Source organism: Micromonospora sp. NPDC023633 (genome assembly GCF_040640035.1).
Taxonomy (GTDB): Bacteria; Actinomycetota; Actinomycetes; order Mycobacteriales; family Micromonosporaceae; genus Micromonospora.
In genome coordinates this window covers 17,878-36,231 of sequence record NZ_JBFABB010000023.1, presented here as the reverse complement: position 1 = coordinate 36,231, position 18,354 = coordinate 17,878, and the positions used below count along the sequence as shown (strand labels likewise).

Here is an 18,354-nt window from a genome sequence, read left to right as displayed (position 1 = left end):
TCAATGTTGCCAGCCCATTGCGCAAGTATTCTTCACAACTTTCCAGCCGGCCGGGTGGCCCCCACCCGCACGAGACCCCGCAACCCCGCGCACCGATCACGGCGAGTAACTCCGAGTCAGGCCGCCCTGCGTCACTCTGCGCGATCGAGGTCTCCTCTGCGGCGAGCCTCCGATCCTGATCTCCACTGCAACAGGCTGACCTGACCAGGCATTTCGCCTCTCCCGCTTGGGCCGCCCCAACGCCCCCGCGATCCCCTTGCTCTGCATCCACACAGGCACCGCTGACGCAGCGTGCCTGGTGCCGATATGGCTGCAGAGCAAAGGAGACGGACCGAGGGCAGTCAGGAGCAGGAATCGGCCACCCTGCGTGACGGCACGGCTGCCACAGGTTCGAAGACCGCGCCTCCCCGAGCGCACCCAGCCCTGGGCGAACCGGCGCGCCCTACCCGCCCGCCCCTCCACCCGCCCCTGCCCGCCCGCCCCTGCCCGCCCGCCCCTGCCCGCCGTCCGCCCCGTCGATCATGCACCTGTGGTGGGCGAAAACTACGTTGCGCCCCTTTGCGGGGCACCACAACTGCATGATCGCCGCAACGCAACGCAACGCAACGCAACGCAACGCGACGCGGCGCGGCGCGGCGCGGCGCGGCGGGCGGGGGCGGACGCGGCGTGGGGGCGGGGCGGGGTGCGAGCCGGGCGTCAGACCAGGCCGGCGTCGCGCAGGAGCTTCCACAGGCCGGCGCCGTCGGGCGCGGAGAGCCACTTCTGCCCCACCGGCCCCGCCGACGACTCGCCGCCCGGGGTGGGCAGGCTACCGGCCAGCACCGCCTGCGTGGGCGAGAGCCGACGGATCGCCACCCCGGCCACGTTCTCCGGGTGGGCGGCGGCGAACTCGCGGTAGATCTCCGGGTCGTGCTGCCCGTCGTCGCCGACCAGCAGCCACTTCACGTCGGGGAACTCCCTGGCCAGCCGGGCCAGGGTGACCCGCTTGTGCTCCCGCCCGCTGCGGAACCAGCGGTCGGCGGTCGGTCCCCAGTCGGTCAGCAGCAGCGGCCCGGCCGGGTAGAGGTGCCGGGACAGGAACCGGGTCAGCGTCGGCGCCACGTTCCAGGCGCCGGTGGAGAGGTAGAAGACCGGGGCGCCCGGGTGCGCGGTGACCAGCCGCTCGTAGAGCACCGCCATGCCGGGCACGGCGTTGCGGGCGTGCTCGTCGAGGACGAACGTGTTCCAGGCGGCGAGCAGCGGGCGGGGCAGCGCGGTGACCATGACCGTGTCGTCGATGTCGGAGAGGATGCCGAAGCGCACCTCCGGGTCGAGGATGCGCACCGGGGCCTCGACCGGCTCGGCGTCCGGCAGGCTGATCCGCACCGAGCCCCAGCCGGGCGGCAGGGCCGCCTCGACCACGGCGTCGACGAACCCGCTGCGGTCGGCCCGCGCCTCGTGCCGCGCCCCGCCGGCCTCGATGGTCACCGTGACGTGCTTGGCCGGCAGCGTGGTGAAGCTGCGCCACCCGCGCACCTTCTCCAGCCGGCCCCGCTGGCGGGTGTCCGGCCGGCCCAGCAGCACCCGGCACATCACCCGCACCCAGCCGGGCGCGCCGTAGCCGGTGTACGCGATGACGTTCGTCCGCCAGCCGGTACGCCGCAGCCGGCGCTCGACCAGCGAATGCACGGCGTCCTCGATCCGCGCGGCCCGGTGCAGGTTCGGTACGGCCAACTGGCCGGCGGGAGTGGGTGGCACGCCAGCAACCCTGCCACAACCCGGCCAGCTCGGCCACGCGAGGCGATCTTCCCGGACCGCCCGGAAGCTCGCCGCCACGCCCGCCGCGGTCCAGCGGGTCGTCCGCGCTGCGCCGATCCGCCCCGCCCGGCCCCGGCGGCGTGAAACACTCCGGTCGGGACGACGACGGGGGCGTTGGTCGTGTCGCAACCAGTGCGCAAGCGTGGGCGGTGGTGCCCGCAGCTCGACCGGCCGGCGCTCGTCGCGCTGCTGTTCGGGCTCGCCGGGGTCGGCTACCGGCTGGTCCTGACCCTGCACACGGTGCCCGTCTCCAACAGCGACGAGGCGACGTTCGGGCTGGCCGCGCTGCACATCGCGCAGGGCCGCGAGCTGCCGGTCTTCCTCTACGGGCAGCGCTACATGGGGGTGCTGGAGTCGTACCTGGCCGCGCCGCTGATCGCGGTGGCCGGGCCGGGCTGGCCGCTGCTGCGCCTGCCGCTGCTGCTGCTCTACGCCCTCTTCCTCTGGCTGATCCACCGGCTGACCCGGCGGATCTGCTCGCCGTGGTTCGCCGCGTTCGTCGTCGGCCTGCTGGCCCTCGGCGGGGAGCGGGTCGTCCGGGACCAGCTGACCGTGGTCGGCGGCCGCCCGGAGGTCAAGGTCGCGGTGCTGCTGATGCTGCTGATCTCGGTGGGCCTGGCCCGGCGGACGGTGCGGCACCGCCGGCTGGCCGTCGGCCTCTTCGGCGTGCTCGCCGGGGTGGCCGCGTGGTCGGACTGGCTGATCCTGCCCTACCTGGCGGTGGCCGCGCTGGCGCTGCTCTGGGTGGCCCGCCGGGAGCTGCTCGGCTGGGCGGGGGTGCTGCTGCTGGCCGGGTTCGCCGTCGGGATCGCGCCGATGATCCGGGACAACCTCCTCGCCCCGCCCGGCGAGGACTCGCTGTCGGTGTTCCGCGAGATCAGCACCAAGGCCGGGCCGACGCCGTCGTGGTCGCGGCGGCTGGACGGCGGGCTACTGGAGGGGGTGCCGCTGGCCGCCGGCCTCTGCCCGGTCGACGGCTGCGCCCGCTGGCAGGGCTGGTTCGGGCTGCTCTACCCGGTGCTGCTGGCGGTCGCCGCCGCGCTCGCCGTCCTCGCGTACCGCCGGGCCGCGGGCGCCCCGCGCGGCGAGCGGGTCGGCCCGGTGGTGCACCTCGCGCTGGTCGTCGGCGCGGCGCTGACCCTGCTGTCGTACGTGCGCAGCCCGCTCGCCGCGACCAGCCCGCTGGACAACGCCCGCTACCTGTCGGTGCTCCAGCTCTCCCTGCCGGCGGTGCTCTGGCCGCTCTGGGTGGCGGCGCTCGCCTGCTGGCGGGGCACGGTCGGCGCGCTCGGCCGGCTGGCCGGCGCGCTGGCCACCGCCGTGCTCGCCGCGCTGACCGCGACCACGCTGGTGGTCACCGTGCTGTTCGCCGCCACCGGCACCGAGGCGTCCCGGGTCGAGGAGCGGCAGGCCCGCGAGCTGGCCGACAGGCTGCGCGCGGGCGGCCCCCGCGAGGTGTACGGGGACTACTGGACCTGCAACCGGCTGATCTTCAACACGGCCGAGGCGGTGGTGTGCGCGGTGCTCGACGGCGATCTCACCCCCGGGCAGAACCGCTATCCGGCGTACTGGCGGCAGGTGGGGCGGGCCGACCGGCCCGGGTACGTGCTGGCGGCCGGCTCGGCGGCGGAGCGGCGGCTGCGCCGGCTGCTGGGCGACCGGGCCGACGCCGCGCTGGTCGCCGAGGTCGCCGGGTATCGCGTGTACCACCCGGAGACGCCGGTGCGGCCGTGGCGGTAGGAGCGGCCCGTACGCTGGCCGGACCGGCGCGCGGACGCCGCGCCGAGCCGAGGAGTCCACCGATGCTCATCCTGCTGCCGCCCTCCGAGGGGAAGGCCGACGCCGGCACCGGCCGGCGGCTGGACCTCGCCCGGCTCTCCCTGCCGGAGCTGACCGGCGCCCGGGAGGAGGTGCTGACGGCGCTGGTCGCGCTCAGCGCCGACGGCGACGAGGAGGCGGCCCGGGCGGCGCTGGGGCTCAGCGAGGGCCAGCGCGGCGAGCTGCGCCGCAACGCCCGGCTGCGGGCGGCGGCCACCGCGCCCGCCGGCAGCGTCTACACCGGGGTGCTCTACGAGGCGCTCGGCCTCGCCACGCTGCCGGCGACCGCGCAGCGGGCCGCCCGCCGGTCGGTGCTGATCAGCTCGGGGCTCTGGGGCGCGGTACGCCTCACCGACCGGATCCCGCCCTACCGGTGCCCGATCGGGGCGCGGCTGCCGGGGGTCGGCGCGCTGTCGGCGTACTGGCGGCGGGCGCTCGCCCCGGCGATGGCCACGGCGGCCGGCGACGGGCCGGTGCTCGACCTGCGCTCCGGCGCGTACGCGGCCACCTGGGCGCCCCGCGGCGAGGTGGCCGACCGCACGGTGACCGTCCGGGTGCTGCACGAACGGGAGGTCGACGGCGTGCCCGTCCGGTCGGTGGTGAGCCACTTCAACAAGGCGACCAAGGGCCGGCTGGTGCGTGACCTGCTGACGGCGGGCGCCCGGCCGCGCACCGTCGACGGGCTGCTGACCGCGCTGCGCGACCTGAAGTACCCGGTGCTGGAGCAGGCCGTCGCAACCGGCCGGCCACGCCAGGTCGACGTGGTCGTCACGGAGCTGTAGGACTGCCGCAAGATTTCCTCAAGGCTGGGGCCGATCGGTTTCCCCGGCAACGTCGACGGGCCACGGTATAGGGACCCCCGACGCCGACAAGGAGTGCCTGAGTTGGCTCCCGAACAGATCCTGCTCGACCGGCCGCGCCTGCCCTCGACCCCGCCGCCGCTGGACTGGTCCACCCTGGCCGACGCGTTCGAGGCCGCCTGCCTGCTGCGCTGCACACCCCCGCCGGCCGTCGTCGGCCCCCGCCACTCGGTGCCGGAGCACCGCCCCCCGTCGGTGGAGTTCAACCGGGAGGAGGCGGCGCACCGGATGCGGCAGCTGCTCGGCCGGCTGGACGTCCCCATCGAGCACGAGGTGACCGTCGGCGGGCTGCGCCGCCGCTACGAGCTGCACCGGCTCTCCGTGCCGCACCAGCACCGGCCGGCGTACGCCAGGACGCTGGAGACCGGCTGGCGGCAGGGCCGGCGCGAGCTGCTGGGCGGGCCGGTCCCGGGCGCGTCGACCGTACGGCGGGCGTGGCGGCCCCGGCTGGCCGCGGCGGCCTGGCGGGCCGCCCTGCTCGCCGGTGGGCGGCACGTGCGCCGGCACATCCTCGGCGTCCGGATCACCGACCGGGAACTGGCCGCCATCCTGGTGCGCGGGGCCGCCCTGCTGGACGTCCCGGCGCTGCTGCGCCCCGGCACCGGCTGTTACCTGGTCTGCGTCGCCGACGGCCCGGACCGCCAGCGGATCCTGCACAGCACCGCCCTGGGCCCCGCCCACGTGCCCGATCGGTCATGATCGGCGGATGAACGGACCGGTCCGCGTCCGGCGGGGCGCCGGCGAGCCGACCGACGGCGTCGCTCCGGCCTCGGTCGCGTACCGCAGCGAACTGACCATCATCGTCGACCCGCCGCCGGGGCCCTAGCCCGACGGGTGGGTAGCGGGTTGCGGCGACGGCCCGCACGGCGCAGAGTGCAGCCCGTGAGTCGTACCCGGTTCCGCCGTGTCCGCCCGCGCCCGGTCCGCCCGCCGGCGCTGCTGGCGCTGCTGCTGGTGGTGGCGTTGCCCGGCGTGGCCGGCTGCCAGGACGCTCCCGACCCACCGGTGCGGATCCGGATCGCGACCGGCAGCCCGACGGCGGTCTACCACGCCTTCGGGCAGTCGCTGGCCGCCGTGCTCAACCGGGAGTTGCCGGACGTCCGGGCCAGCGTGGTGGTGACGGCCGCCTCGGCGGAGAACGTCCGGCTGGTCGGCGCCGGCGAGGCCGAACTGGGTTTCACCCAGGCCGACGTGCTGCCGGCGGCGCCGGCGGCGCACCCGTCCGTGGTCGCGGTCGCCCGGGTGTACGACGACCTGCTGCACCTGGTCACCACCGCCGGCGGTCCCGTCCGCACGCTGGCCGACCTGCGCGGGCGGCGGGTGTCCGTGGGCGCGCCCGGCTCCGGCACCGAGGTCACCGCCATCCGGCTGCTGGAGGTGGCGCGCCTGGGCGGCGACCGAGTACGCCAGGAGCGGCTCGGCCTCGACGACTCGGTCGCGGCGCTGCGGGCCGGCACGATCGACGCGTTCTTCTTCTCCGGCGGGCTGCCGGTCCGGGCGGTGGAGCAGCTCACGGACGACAGCGCGACCCGGATCGTCGACCTCGGCGAGTGGACCGGGCCGCTGCGCGAGAGCAACCCGGAGGTCTACGTCTCCCGGGACATCCCCCGCTCGGTGTACGGCACGGACCCGGTGACCACGGTGGCCAACCCGAACTTCCTGATCGTCCGGGCCGACCTGCCCACGCCGCTGATCCGGGAGGTGACCCGGCTGTTGATGGAACGCCGCCAGGAGCTGGCCGCCGCGCACCCGGCCGCCGGTCGGATGAGCCCCCGCTCGGCCATCGCCACCGCCCCGCTGCCACTGCACCCCGGCGCCGCCGACTGGTACCGCGCCGCCAAGCCCTGACCCGCCGCCGCTACACCCCGACGCCCCTGTCGAGCTGCCCCGTGGCGCGGGGCGACGCGGGAGCGTCGTCGCGGCCCGGCGCGGCGGGAGCGGGGTCGCCGGGAGCAGCGTCGCCGGGAGCGGGGAACCAGAGGCCCGCGGCCAGGCCGCGCGGCTCGGCCCCGCGCATGGTGAGCCGCCCGTCCGAGGCGTCGACCAGCACGGCGACGATGGTGAGGCCGAGCCCGGCCCCGTCGACGTTCTGCACCTCGGGGGCCCGCCAGAACCGCTCGGTCGCCTGGTCGAGCTGGCTCGCCGTCATGCCCGGACCGGTGTCCCGGACCTCCAGCGCGGTGCCGTCGTCGTGGTGCCGGACGGTCACCGTCACCTCCCCACCGGCGTCGCTGAACTTGACCGCGTTGTCGATCAGCGCGTCCAGGGCCTGGTCGATGGCGGTCGGCACGGTCCGTGCGTACGCCGGGGCGTCCTCGACCACCAGCCTCAGGGCGATGCGGCGGTGCCGGGCGAGCGGCTCCCAGGCGGCGACCCGGGACGCGGCGACGGCCGCCGCGTCGACGGTGACCCGCTGGTTCTCCCGCCGTTCGGCGCGGGCCAGGGTCAGCAGCGCGTCCAGCACGAGGGCCAGCCGGTCGGTCTCCTCCAGGGCCAGTTGGTGCTCGGCGCGCCCGTCCGCGTCGGTCAGGCTCGGCCCCAGCTCCTCCACCCGCAGCCGCAGCGCGGTCAGCGGGTTGCGCAGCTGGTGGCTGGCGTGCGCAACGAACGCCCGCTGCCGGTCCATCACGTCGGAGACGACGTCGGCCATGTGGTTGAAGCTGGTCGCCAGGCGGCGCAGCTCCGGCGGGCCGAGCCGGTGCTGGACCCGCGCGCCGCCGTCGCCCTCGGCGATCTCGTGGGTGACCGCGTCCAGCTCGGTGACCGGGCGCAGCACCCAACCGGCCAGCCCGAACGCGGTCAGCACGCAGGCCAGCACGGCGAGCAGACCCGTGCCGGCCAGCGCCAGCCACCAGACGGTGACGGCCCGCCGGACCGCGTCGGCCGGGGTGGTGATGACCACCGCCCCGAGCACCTCACCGCCGTCGTTGATCGGCACCGCCACCACGATCGGCCCGTCGACCCAGGGCCAGACCGCGTCCGGCCCGCTGGCCTGCTGGCCGGAGAGCGCGGTGTCCAGCGCCTCGCGGGAACCGGGGGCCGGCTGCCAGCTCTCCGAGGCCGCCACCGTCCGATGGTCCCGGTCGACCACCGCCGCGCCGATGCCGTACAGGGCGTCGTAGCTGCGCAGCTCGTTGTCGAGCGGGCCGGGCGTGCCGCCCCGCAGCGCCGGGCCGGCCAGCGAGGCGAACCGGGTGGCGTCGGCGAGCCGGTCGGCGCGTACCCGGTCGGTCTCCCGGGTGGCCAGGGTGGCCGCCAGCGGGGTCTCCAGCGCGATCAGCACCAGCACCATCAACAGCAGGTAGCTGATCACCAACCGACGTCGCACGGGGTCCCCTCACTCGCCGCGCAGCCGGTAGCCGACGCCGCGCACGGTCTCCACCAGGCCGGGGTCGCCCAGCTTGCCGCGCAGCGACCCGACGTGCACCTCGACCGTGTGCCCGTCGCCCCAGGTGGTGCCCCAGGCGTCGAGCAGGATCCGCTCCCGGGCCACCGCCACGCCGGGCTGCCGGGCCAGGGAGAGCAGAACGTCGAACTCCTTGCGGGTCAGCGCCACCGGCCGGCCTGCGACGGTGACCGTCCGGGCGGACACGTCGACGCGTACGGGCCCCACCTCGATCAGGTTGCGCTCCGGCACGGCGTGCGCCGCGCGGCGCAGCACCGCCTCGATGCGCGCCTGGAGCTCGGTCATGGAGAAGGGCTTGACCACGTAGTCGTCGGCGCCCAGCCGCAGGCCGAGCACCCGGTCCCGTTCCTCGCCCCGGGCGGTCACCGCGATGATGCCGAGCTGGCTGCTGCGCCGCCGCAGCTCCCGGCACAGGTCGGTGCCGTCCCCGTCGGGCAGGGTCAGGTCCAGCAGCACCAGGTCGCAGGGGGCGGCGGAGAGGGCAGCGGCGACGGTCGCGGCGTGCTCCACCTCGTACCCCCGGCGGGTGAGGGCGGAGGAGAGCGCGGCGGCCACCCGGCGGTCGTCCTCGACCAGCAGGATGCGCACCCCGGGCCCCCATTCGTCGGTCTGTCGACCCGAATGGTGGCAGAAGTACGCGCGCGACGGGAGGGCCGGTACCGCACCGACCGGTCCCCGGCCGCGCCGGCGGTGCGGCGCCGGGCCGCCGGCGGCGGGTCGGCCGGCAGGTCAGAGGCCGAAGACCTCGTCCGCCGTGGCGTCGCGGACCCCGTCGACGAAGCCCCGGAAGCCGGGGTCGTGGTGGCTGGCGGGCACGCTGGTGACGATCTCGCCGGTGGCCTGGGTGACCGCGTCGACCAGGGGCGGATAGTCGATCTCGGCGTCCGGGAGGGTGTCGTCGTCCGCCTGGCCGAGGTTGATCACGTGCTGCACGTCCTCGGCCGGCGTGTCCGGGTCGTCCGCCCACTCGCCGCCCGCCCGGTGGCACTCGTCGTAGAGCGCCCGCTGGCTGTCGGTCCAGTCCTCGTCGTAGTTCTCCATCGCCATCCCTCCGCGACCCGCTGCCCAGAGCATGCCGGCCGGCGGCGGGCACCGGGGCGGTACGGGGAAACCGGGGCGGCCGTCGGCCGGACCGGCCGCGCGTAGGCTGCCGGGGTGATCTACAAGCTGCTGACCACCATCGAGTGGGACGACGCGCTGGCCGCCGGCCACTTCGACGGTACGGCAATGGACCGGCAGTCCGGGTTCATCCACCTCTCCGGCGCCGACCAGGTGGTCGGGACGGCCCGGCGGTACTTCGCCGGCGCCACCGGGCTGACCATGCTGACGGTGGACCCCGACCGGTTGGGCGACGCGCTGCGCTGGGAGCCGTCGCGCGACGGCGCGCTCTTCCCGCACCTGTACGGATTGCTGCCGGTGCCGGCCGTGGTGGCCGCCGACGCGCTGCCGGCGGACCTGCCGGCCGCCGAGGCGGTGGCGGCGCTGCTCGACTGACGGCTGGCTATGCTACGCCGAGCCCGTCCCGCCCCGGCCGTGCTGCGCGTACCGGGCGGTACGGCGGATCCGCACCGCGCGGCGGGGGCCGGCTGCGTGGCCGCCGAGGCGCGGCACCGACGGCGCCCGGCACGCGCCCCGAACCGAACGAGTTGACACATGACTGACAGCAGTTCCACGCCCCCCTCGGTCTTCGTCCACCCGACGGCCGACGTCGAGGAGGGCGCCCGCGTCGGCGACGGCACCAAGGTCTGGCACCTGGCCCACGTCCGGTCCTCGGCGCAGATCGGCGCCGGCTGTGTCATCGGCCGCAACGTGTACGTCGACGCCGGCGTGACGGTCGGCGACCTGGTCAAGATCCAGAACAACGTCTCGGTCTACCAGGGCGTGACCATCGAAGACGAGGTCTTCGTCGGCCCGTGCGCGGTCTTCACCAACGACTTCCGGCCCCGGGCGCAGAATCCGGACTGGACGATCACCCCGACCCTCGTCCGCCGGGGCGCCTCGATCGGCGCCAACGCCACCCTCGTCTGCGGCATCGAGGTCGGCGAGTACGCGATGATCGCGGCCGGGTCCGTGGTGACCCGGGACGTGGCGCCGTACCAGCTCGTCGCCGGCAACCCGGCGCGCCCGAAGGGCTGGGTCGACGAGCGCGGCGAGGTGGTCTCGCGCGACGTGGACAACCCGCCGCAGCGGGGCTGAACGGACGCGGGGGCGGCGACCGGCACCGCCCGGACACCGCCCCCGCGTCGACGCGTCAGCCGCAGAGCCGGTCGACCTCAGCCCGGAACCGCTCCATCGGGTTCGGCTCGTCCGGGCCCAGCAGGTACGTCTTCAGCTCCCGCCGCGCCTCGGTCATCGGGTCGTCACCGGCGCGGGCCACCGCGACGATCTTCGCCAGCTCGCCGCAGTCCGCACCGAGCAGGTACGCGGCCCGCGCCGTCGGGTACCGGCGGCGGAACTCGTCCTCCGGCAGCCCGGCCGGGTTCGCCACGACGTACGGCCGCTGGCTCTGCATGAAGTCCGAGACCACGCTGGAGATGTCGCTGACCAGCAGGTCGGTCTGGTTGAAGCAGTCGAACAGGCCCGGCGTCCGGCCGGTGACCACGAGGTGCGCGTCGCCGGCCAGCGAGGTCGCGTCGGTCTGCCCGCCGGCGGCGCGGATCAGCCGGACGATCCGGTCGTTGGCCGACCGCGCCTTGGCCGACCGGCTGCCGGTGAGCGGGTGCGGCTTGTAGATGACCCGCACCCCGGGGGTGGCCAGCAGGCCGGCGACGATCCGCTCGCCCATCAGCACCACGGAGGTGTGGTAGACCTCCTCCTCCAGCCACCCCTCCCAGGTCGGGGCGTACAGCACCGTGAACGGCCGGCCGGTGGCCGCCGAGCCGAAGGTCTGCACGCCGGCCAGCTGCGGCCGGCCGATCTCGACGATGTCGCGGTCGAGTACGCCGACCCCGCTCAGGGCGTACCGCTCCCGCCCGGCCGGACCGGCCACCCAGACCTCGTCGTAGACCTTGCTGTACGGGTTGACGCTGGCCTGCTTGTCGCTGTCGCCGTGGCCGACGAAGACGTGCTTCACGCCCGGCTCGCGCAGCAGGTGGATGTTGGCGCCCACGTTCGCCACGTAGAGGGCGGCCCGGAGGCTGCCCAGTTCGAGGTTCATGAAGTCGGTGCCGGCGGGTACGCAGATCACCGGCAGGCGGGTGTCGGCGAGCGCCCGGAACGCTTCCTCCTGGCGCACCAGCACCACCGCCCGGCGGCCCGTCGCCTCGACCGGGGCGAGCCACATGTTGGCCTGGTAGACGTCCTTGACCGGGCCGGCGAAGTAGAGCGCCAGATCCGGCTGCTCCCGGACGAGCCAGTTCTGCGCCGCCGGCAGCGCCGAGGTGGCCCGGCCGCGCCCGCGCAGCCAGGCCAGCGCGAGCACGGCGGCGACCAGCGCCCCCGCCACCAGCGTGACCGCCGCGGTGAGCACCACCGGCGTCACCTCGTCGACCAGCGCCGCTACCACGGCCGCCGGCACCAGCAGCAGGTTGAGCAGCGGCAGCCGGTCCCCCTCGACGGCGACGGCCCAGGCCGGCGGCCTGGGCGCCCCGGAGGACCGCCCGAGGTCGACGTTGCGGACGAAGGCGACGGTGGCGCCACGCTCGCCGAGCCGCGCCAGCACCCCCGTGCCGAGGCCGAGCGCCAGCAGCGCCGCGGGCAGCAGCAGGACCAGGACCAGCCCCGTCGGGCCGGGACGGACCGTCGTCACGATCAGCAGGACGACCGACAGGTCCCGGGCCAGGTGCCGGTGGAGCTGTCCGATCCCGGCCTTCGCCAGCAGCGCCTCGCCGCCCGGCCGGCGCAGCAGGGTGAGCTCACCGGCGGCGGCGGCCAGGCCGGCGACCGCGAAGGGGATCATCCAGCCGAGGGCCCCGGCCAGCACCATGACGGCGTACGACAGCAGTAGCGCGCCAATGAGGCCGGCATCCGGCTGCCTGCGCAGTTTGCTGAACAAAGACAACTCCCCTATCGATCACCGGCGAATCCGGGCAGGTGCGACCTTAACGTGGCATGTCCTTCGAGTATTGCCGGGGTGTCGCGTGGCCCACCGGCGGGCCGCGCCCGGCCACGACGCGACGGGCCCCGGCCGTTCCCGGTCGGGGCCCCGTGACGCGCGTCGGCGGTCAGCCGCCGATGACCACCCGCCGCACGCCGGCCCAGCGGGCCGGGTCGGTGACCCGGCGGCCGTCCACCAGGACGGTCACGCCGGGCAGGTCGGACGGGCTGAGGGTGCGGTACTCCGCGTGGTCCGCCTGCACCACGGCCGCGCCGAGCGGCTCACCGGCGTACGGCGGCAGGCCGTGCGCGGCGAGTTCCTCGTCGGTGTACATCGGATCCGAGACGTACGGCCGGGCACCACGCCGCCGCAGCGCGTCCACGGTCGGGAAGACACCGGAGAAGGCGGTCTCCTTGACCCCGCCCCGGTAGGCGGCGCCCAGCACCAGCACCCCGACGTCGGTCAGGTCGCCGTACGCGGCGGCGAGCAGGTCGACCGCGTACTCGGGCATCGCCGCGTTGGCCTCACGGGCCGAGCGGACGACGGTGGCCGCCGGGTCGTTCCACAGGTACATCCGGGGGTAGATCGGGATGCAGTGCCCGCCGACCGCGATGCCCGGCTGGTGGATGTGGCTGTACGGCTGGGTGTTGCAGGCCGCGATGACCTTGGTGACGTCCACGCCGACGGTGTCGGCGAACCGGGCGAACTGGTTGGCCAGCCCGATGTTGACGTCCCGGTAGGTGGTCTCGGCCAGCTTGGCCAGCTCGGACGCCTCGGCGGAGCCGAGGTCCCAGACGCCGTTGGGGAGGTCGAGGTCGGGCCGCTCGTCGAAGTCCAGCACCGCCTCGTAGAAGCGGACGCCGTGCGCCGCCGACGTCTCGTCGATGCCGCCGACCAGCTTCGGGTAGCGGCGCAGGTCGGCGAAGACCCGGCCGGTGAGCACCCGCTCGGGGCTGAAGACGAGGTGGAAGTCCTTGCCCGCGGTCAGCCCCGAGCCCTCCTGGAGCATCGGCGCCCAGCGGTTGCGGGTGGTGCCGACCGGCAGGGTGGTCTCGTAGCTGACCAGGGTGCCCGGCTTCAGCCCGGCGGCGATGGCGCGGGTCGCGTCGTCCATCCAGCCGAAGTCCGGCACGCCCTCGGCGTCCACGAAGAGCGGCACGACCACCACGACCGCCTCGGACTCGGCGACCGCGGCGGCGGTGTCGGTGGTGGCGCTCAGCAGCCCGGCGGCCACCGTCTCCTTGAGCTTGACGTCCAGGTCGGTCTCACCGGGGAAGGGCACCGCCCCGTCGTTGACCAGCCCGACGACCCGCTCGGAGACGTCGGCACCGATCACCCGGTGGCCCTTCGTGGCGAACTGCACGGCGAGCGGCAGACCGATCTTCCCCAGCGCGACGACGCAGATGTTCATGGAACTACTTTCCTCCTGAGGGCCAGATACGGCGCAGACGGGCGATGAGCCGACGCGGAGTCACCGGAGTGACCGCGACGATCACCTGGCCCTTGTGGTTGACGGTGGGCGTGACGAGATACAACCGGACCCCCTGTCGGACGACGACGCGCGGCGCGGACAGCCGCCGCTCGGCGCGGACGGGAACCGGGCGGGACCCGCTGCCCTCGGCCCTGGCCCGCACCACCTGGCGCCCGCTGCCCACGGCCCGCACCAGTTCGTCCGCCGGAAGGTCCGCCCGCACGACGGTACCGTCCCGGCCGCCCGAGACCACGCCGTCGACGGTCAGCTCTCCCACGCCGATCCGGAGCGGCCCGCACGCCTCCGTGCCGGGGCCCGTCCACGGGGGCCGGGCGGTGACGGTCAGCACCCGGTTTCCGGCGGGGTCGTGCCGCCAGGTGAGGTCCGTCGCGGTGAGCCGCGCCATGATCTCGCCGGCGCGGTGGGTGACGTCGTAGAGGTCGTCCGGCAGCGACAGCTGCGGATCGCGGAAGCCGACGTACCCGGCGTACCACCGGCCGTCCTCGACCGTCACGGGGGGCAGTTCGCTGCCGGCCTGCTGCCGGACCAGGTCGAGCAGCTGGGCGAGGTCGCCGTGCTGGGCGATGGCCAGCCGCAGCCGGACGTCGGCCGGAAGCCGGTCCCGGATGCCGTCGGTGAGGTACTGGTCGGCCAGCTTGCGGATCCGCGTGTGCACCTGCTGCTGGGCATCCTCCGGCAGGTCGAGGAAGTCCTTGCGAAGCAGCTTCGCGACCTCCCAGGTGAAGTGCCGCACCAGCACCGCGTCGCGCCGCTGACCGGGTTCGATCAGGCTGGCGACGAAATCGACGATCTCCTCCGCGCAGCGCAGCCGCTCCTCGTGCCGGCTGCGATAGGTGATGTTCTGCGCGTTCTCCCGGCGCACGGCGAAGTAGTAGTCGTAGTCGGCGAGCACCGAGATCCGCCGGGCGCGGTAGCAGGCCTCCAGCGTGAACGGCTGGTCGCTGCCCATGGGCATGTCCTCGCGGAAGCGCAGGTGGTGCCGCTCGACGAGATCGCGACGGAACAGCTTGGTGTTCGACAGGGACCAGGGCAGCTCGCTGTCGAACAGGTCGACGTCGGGCGCGCTGCTGGCGTAGACCGCCTGGTGAACGTACCGCTTGTTGGTGCCCACCATCCGGCCGAGCACGACGTCGGACTCCCACCGGTCCGCCGCGGTGACGAGTCGCTCCAGGGCCTCCGGCCCGAGGTGGTCGTCGGAGCCGATGAAGAAGACGTACCGCCCGGTGGCCCGCTCCAACGCCCGGTTGCTCGGCGCGGCCGGCCCGCCCGAGTTCGCCTGGTGCAGCACGGTGAAGGTCTCCGGATACCGCGCCGCGAAACGGTCGAGCTCCTCGCCGCTGCCGTCGGTCGAGCCGTCGTCCACCGCCACCACCTGCAGCCGATGCCGGCCGATGGTCTGCTCGACCAGCGAGGTCAGGCAGGTGGTCAGGTAGGGCATCGTGTTGTAGACCGCGACGACGACGCTGACGTCCGGCGCGCTCGTCCGGCCGCTCTCCCCGTCGAACCTCATCGTCTGCCTCTCGCTGTGGCGGCGGCCCGGGCGGAACCTCGGCGAGTGTACGGCACACAGGTGCACGGTCGGTGACACCTGACCGCCCCCGGTGAGGCGCGCGGCCGGGCCGGCCGCCGGTGGCTCCATCCGGACTGGTGGGGGCCCTTGGCCGGCGTCCGGGCCGCCCCGCCGGACCGCCGCGTCGCTGCCGTCCCTCGCCCGCAGCGCCTGATAGTCTGCCGCGGGCGCAATTCGATCACCGGAGCACTGGGCCTGGGCTGCGGTTCGCCCGGCGGTCGACGCGGGGGACGGTCGTCGAGAAGGCATGGTCATGGACGTCAGAACCGACCCTGATCGGGAGACAACGGCTGTCGGCGCCACCGCGGCCGCCGGGCCCGGTGGCATGATCCGCCGGCTGCGAAGCGCCCTGCTCCTCGCCTGGCCGGCTCTCGTCGGCTACACCGCGGTACGGGCCGTCGGACTGGTCACTCTGGCGGTGTGGGCGGACGCGAGGGACGCCCGGTTCGGCCGGCTCATCGGCATCAGGGCGGACGCCGGCTGGTACCTCCGGATCGCCGAGCGGGGCTACGACTCCGGCGAGCGGTTGCAGAGCGACATGGCGTTCTTCCCGCTCTACCCGTACGTGGTCTCCTGGCTGGAGCCGCTGTCGCCGCTGGCCATGCGGAACACCGCCATCGCGGTCGCCTGGGTCGCGTCGCTGGCGGCCGCCTGGGGGCTGTTCGCCGTGGGCAACCATCTGCACGGGCGGCGCACGGGCGTCCTGCTCGCGGTGGTGTGGGGCCTGCTGCCGCACGCGATGGTCCAGTCGATGGCGTACACCGAGTCGCTCTTCACCGCCCTCGCCGCCTGGTCGCTGTACGCCGTGCTGACCCGACGCTGGCTGACCGCCGGCGTGCTGTGCCTGCTCGCCGGCCTGACCCGGCCGACCGCCTCCGCCCTGATCCCCGTGGTGATGCTCGCCGCGCTGATCGCTCTGGTTCGCCGGTACGGCGGTTGGCGGGCGGCGGTCGCCCTCGTGCTGGCTCCGCTGGGGTGGGTGGGGTACCTCTCCTGGGTGGGCTGGCGCACCGGCCGGCCCGACGGTTGGTTCCACATCCAGTCCGCCGGCTGGGGTTCCACCTTCGACGCCGGCGCGGCCTCGGTCGAGGCGCTGGGGAAGGCACTCGACGAGCCCTCGTCCCTGCAGTGGTACATGGTGGCGACGGTGGCGCTGGTGTCCGTCGCCCTGTTCGTGCTGAGCTGCCTCGACCGGCAGCCGTGGCCGCTGCTGATGTTCAGCGGCCTGTTGCTGCTGACCACGCTGGGCTCGTCCGGCTACTTCTACTCCAAGGCCCGGTTCCTGCTGCCGGCGTTCGCCCTCCTCCTGCCGGTGGCACGGTGGCTGGCCGGGACCACCGGGCCACGGATGGCGGTCGTGCTGGTCACCATGACCGTCATCTCCGCCTACTTCGGCTCCTACCTGCTGCTGATCTGGACCGCCTCGCCCTGACCGGCGACCCGCCGGGCGCCCGAGGCCGGTGGCGGTGCACCTAGCGGGTCAGCGGCCGCACGTCCCAGACCCACACGTCCTGGACGCGCTGGCCCGGGCCGAAGCAGGCGTCGAGGACGGTCTTCAGCTCGGCCTCCCTCGGATGCGACGGCAGCACCACCGCGTCGGCCTTCCACCACCGCACGTCGGCCACGGCCTGCTCCCGCTCCGGGCCCGTGACGGTGGGCTGCCGGGTGCCCGCCCCGACGCCGGTGAGCAGGACCGCGGTCGGCCGGGGCGCCACACCCCATCGGCCGGTGTCGTCGGTCGGCGAGGTGGGACCGAGGAAGTAGCCCTGCGGGACGGCGAACCCGGTCAGGCTCGCCGCACCCCAGTAGATCGAGGTCATGTTGTGCACGGGCACGGGCACCAGGGTCCTGCCCTCGGCGACGTGGTCCCGCCACGCCCCCGAGGTGACGAAGGACGGCACCTCGGTGCGGCCCTTCGCCTCCAGCGGCGTCGGCAGCATCGGCAGCAGCGCCGCCGCCAGCGCCGCGCCGGCCAGCACCCGCAGCGGCCGGCCGACGTGGCCGTCCGACCGCTTCGCCAGGGCCGTCACACGGTCCAGGCCGAACGCCAGCAGCAGCCCGATGACGACGGTGGTGATCAGCGCGAACCGGGCGATCACCATCGCGTCGATGATCGGCAGGCCGTTGATGAGCGCGAACGGGGCGGGGATGTCGGTCTTCCGCGCGCCCCAGCTCAGCGTCGACCCGAGGGCGAACAGACCGGAGGCGATGCCGACCAGGGCGAGCACGCGCACCCCCAGCTCCCGTCGGAGCGCGGCAACCGCGACGGCCACCAGCACCAGGACGGGCCAGCCGTAGAAACTGGCCTCCTCGGTGGTGTTGGCGGAGAGGCCCTTCGCGCTGTCCGGCCCTCCCCCGATTGACTCGGTGGCGTAGGCGACGAACGACCCGAGCCTGAGCGAGTAGACGTCCGGGTTGCCGGGGTGGCCGACGCGGTGCTGCGGGCCGACGAACTGCATCCACAGCGGGTAGGCGGTGACCGCGAGCACGAGCGCGCCGGCGATCCCCAGGGCGGCGAGTGCGGACGGCGCGCGGCGCAGCGCCTCCCGCGGCCGGAGCAGCACGTAGGCGATCGTCGCCATCGCGGCACCGAGCGCGACCAGGAAGAGGATCTCCAGGCCGACGTAGAACTGGGCGGCGACCAGCGCGCCCAGGACCAGCCCGTTGCGAACCGCCGCGCCGGGCCGGGCCAGCAGGACGATGCGCCAGACGATGAACGGCACCAGCCACTGGGCGGTGATGTGCGGATGTCCGTTGCTGTGCGCCACCATCGCCGGCGCGAAGGCGCAGAACAGGCCGCCGACGAAGGCCGCCGCCCGGGACTCCACCAGGTGACGGGACAGCACCCAGTACCAGGCGAACCCGGTGCCGAGGAGGTTCAGGGTGAGCAGCAGCAGGAACGACAGCGAGGGGCCGCCCAGCACCGTGACCGGGGTGAGCAGGATGCCGGTCAGTTGCATGCCCACGTTGGCCACGAGGTTGACGCCTTCGGGGGCGTTCTGCAGCGTGGTGAAGAAGGGGTTCTTCAGGTGCGTCGTCGCGTGCGCGGCGTGCGCCAGCATCCACTCGTTGAAGCCCTGGTCGTCGGGCCGGGTACCGAGCAGGCGGCCGTCCGGGTCGCGCCAGCCCCGCACGGTCAGCATGAGCGCGCCGAGGAGGTAGACCGCCGCTGCGAGCAGGTCGGCCAGCCGCGAGCGGGTCAGCCACGCCGGGCCGGACCACGCGTACCGCCGGGTCGCGGTCGCGGGGGCGGTCTGGCCCTCCCGGACCGCCGCGTCCCCGTGGCCGGCGGATGTGCCCGGTTCGGCGAGCCGGGTGGCCGCCGGGTCCGCCCGGGACCCGTCGGGCGTCGATCTGCTGCTCGCCACTTGTTCC

The 18,354-nt window shown here is 74.7% G+C and carries 15 protein-coding genes; 7 read left to right on the top strand and 8 right to left on the bottom strand.

Going from position 1 to position 18,354, the window contains the following annotated elements; genetic code table 11:
• Window positions 1-696 precede the first annotated feature (696 nt).
• Window positions 697-1,737: a phosphatase domain-containing protein gene (locus AB0G13_RS10030; protein WP_357871628.1), complete on the bottom strand. Its 1,041-nt coding sequence runs from the start codon at window positions 1,735-1,737 to the stop codon at window positions 697-699.
• Between the two features lie 180 nt (window positions 1,738-1,917).
• Here AB0G13_RS10030 and AB0G13_RS10025 point away from each other — a divergent pair, with 180 nt between their 5' ends.
• The 4 genes from AB0G13_RS10025 to AB0G13_RS10010 all read left to right on the top strand — a co-directional run bounded on the left by AB0G13_RS10025 (window position 1,918) and on the right by AB0G13_RS10010 (window position 6,323).
• Window positions 1,918-3,537 (top strand): hypothetical protein, encoded by a 1,620-nt coding sequence (locus AB0G13_RS10025; RefSeq protein WP_357871625.1) that lies wholly within the window; start codon window positions 1,918-1,920, stop codon window positions 3,535-3,537.
• Between the two features lie 62 nt (window positions 3,538-3,599).
• Complete coding sequence (gene yaaA, locus AB0G13_RS10020; protein WP_357871621.1) at window positions 3,600-4,397, top strand: peroxide stress protein YaaA; 798 nt, start codon at window positions 3,600-3,602, stop codon at window positions 4,395-4,397.
• A gap of 102 nt (window positions 4,398-4,499) precedes the next feature.
• Complete coding sequence (locus AB0G13_RS10015) at window positions 4,500-5,174, top strand: hypothetical protein (protein ID WP_357871618.1); 675 nt, start codon at window positions 4,500-4,502, stop codon at window positions 5,172-5,174.
• Window positions 5,175-5,357: 183 nt separating this feature from the next.
• On the top strand, window positions 5,358-6,323 hold the full coding sequence (locus AB0G13_RS10010; RefSeq protein ID WP_357871615.1) for a TAXI family TRAP transporter solute-binding subunit: 966 nt from the start codon (window positions 5,358-5,360) through the stop codon (window positions 6,321-6,323).
• Between the two features lie 10 nt (window positions 6,324-6,333).
• Here the strand turns inward: AB0G13_RS10010 and AB0G13_RS10005 are convergent, their stop codons facing one another.
• The 3 genes from AB0G13_RS10005 to AB0G13_RS09995 form a co-directional block, all read right to left on the bottom strand.
• Window positions 6,334-7,803, bottom strand: coding sequence for an ATP-binding protein (locus tag AB0G13_RS10005; protein WP_357871612.1), 1,470 nt, complete (start codon window positions 7,801-7,803; stop codon window positions 6,334-6,336).
• A gap of 9 nt (window positions 7,804-7,812) precedes the next feature.
• Window positions 7,813-8,469, bottom strand: a complete 657-nt coding sequence (locus tag AB0G13_RS10000) for a response regulator transcription factor (protein ID WP_357871610.1) — start codon at window positions 8,467-8,469, stop codon at window positions 7,813-7,815.
• A gap of 141 nt (window positions 8,470-8,610) precedes the next feature.
• The gene (locus AB0G13_RS09995) at window positions 8,611-8,922 is read right to left on the bottom strand and encodes a hypothetical protein (RefSeq protein ID WP_357871607.1); all 312 of its coding nucleotides are present in this window, start codon (window positions 8,920-8,922) and stop codon (window positions 8,611-8,613) included.
• Between the two features lie 114 nt (window positions 8,923-9,036).
• Between AB0G13_RS09995 and AB0G13_RS09990 the strand changes: the two genes are divergently transcribed.
• Window positions 9,037-9,375, top strand: a complete 339-nt coding sequence (locus AB0G13_RS09990) for a DUF952 domain-containing protein (RefSeq protein ID WP_357871604.1) — start codon at window positions 9,037-9,039, stop codon at window positions 9,373-9,375.
• Window positions 9,376-9,534: 159 nt separating this feature from the next.
• Window positions 9,535-10,077: an acyltransferase gene (locus AB0G13_RS09985; RefSeq protein WP_357871601.1), complete on the top strand. Its 543-nt coding sequence runs from the start codon at window positions 9,535-9,537 to the stop codon at window positions 10,075-10,077.
• A 55-nt stretch (window positions 10,078-10,132) separates the two neighbouring features.
• Here AB0G13_RS09985 and AB0G13_RS09980 read toward each other — a convergent pair whose 3' ends face one another.
• The 3 genes from AB0G13_RS09980 to AB0G13_RS09970 form a co-directional block, all read right to left on the bottom strand.
• A complete protein-coding gene (locus tag AB0G13_RS09980) occupies window positions 10,133-11,875 on the bottom strand; it encodes a CDP-glycerol glycerophosphotransferase family protein (RefSeq protein ID WP_357871598.1) in 1,743 nt (580 codons plus the stop codon).
• A 169-nt stretch (window positions 11,876-12,044) separates the two neighbouring features.
• Entirely contained in the window at window positions 12,045-13,328 is a 1,284-nt protein-coding gene (locus AB0G13_RS09975; protein ID WP_357871595.1) for a nucleotide sugar dehydrogenase, read from the bottom strand.
• A 4-nt stretch (window positions 13,329-13,332) separates the two neighbouring features.
• A complete protein-coding gene (locus AB0G13_RS09970; protein ID WP_357871592.1) occupies window positions 13,333-14,919 on the bottom strand; it encodes a glycosyltransferase in 1,587 nt (528 codons plus the stop codon).
• Window positions 14,920-15,232: 313 nt separating this feature from the next.
• Here AB0G13_RS09970 and AB0G13_RS09965 point away from each other — a divergent pair, with 313 nt between their 5' ends.
• Window positions 15,233-16,411, top strand: coding sequence for a hypothetical protein (locus AB0G13_RS09965; RefSeq protein ID WP_357871589.1), 1,179 nt, complete (start codon window positions 15,233-15,235; stop codon window positions 16,409-16,411).
• Window positions 16,412-16,451: 40 nt separating this feature from the next.
• On the opposite strand, the gene AB0G13_RS09960 is transcribed toward AB0G13_RS09965, so the two are convergent.
• A complete protein-coding gene (locus AB0G13_RS09960; protein ID WP_357871586.1) occupies window positions 16,452-18,347 on the bottom strand; it encodes a hypothetical protein in 1,896 nt (631 codons plus the stop codon).
• Window positions 18,348-18,354 lie beyond the last annotated feature (7 nt).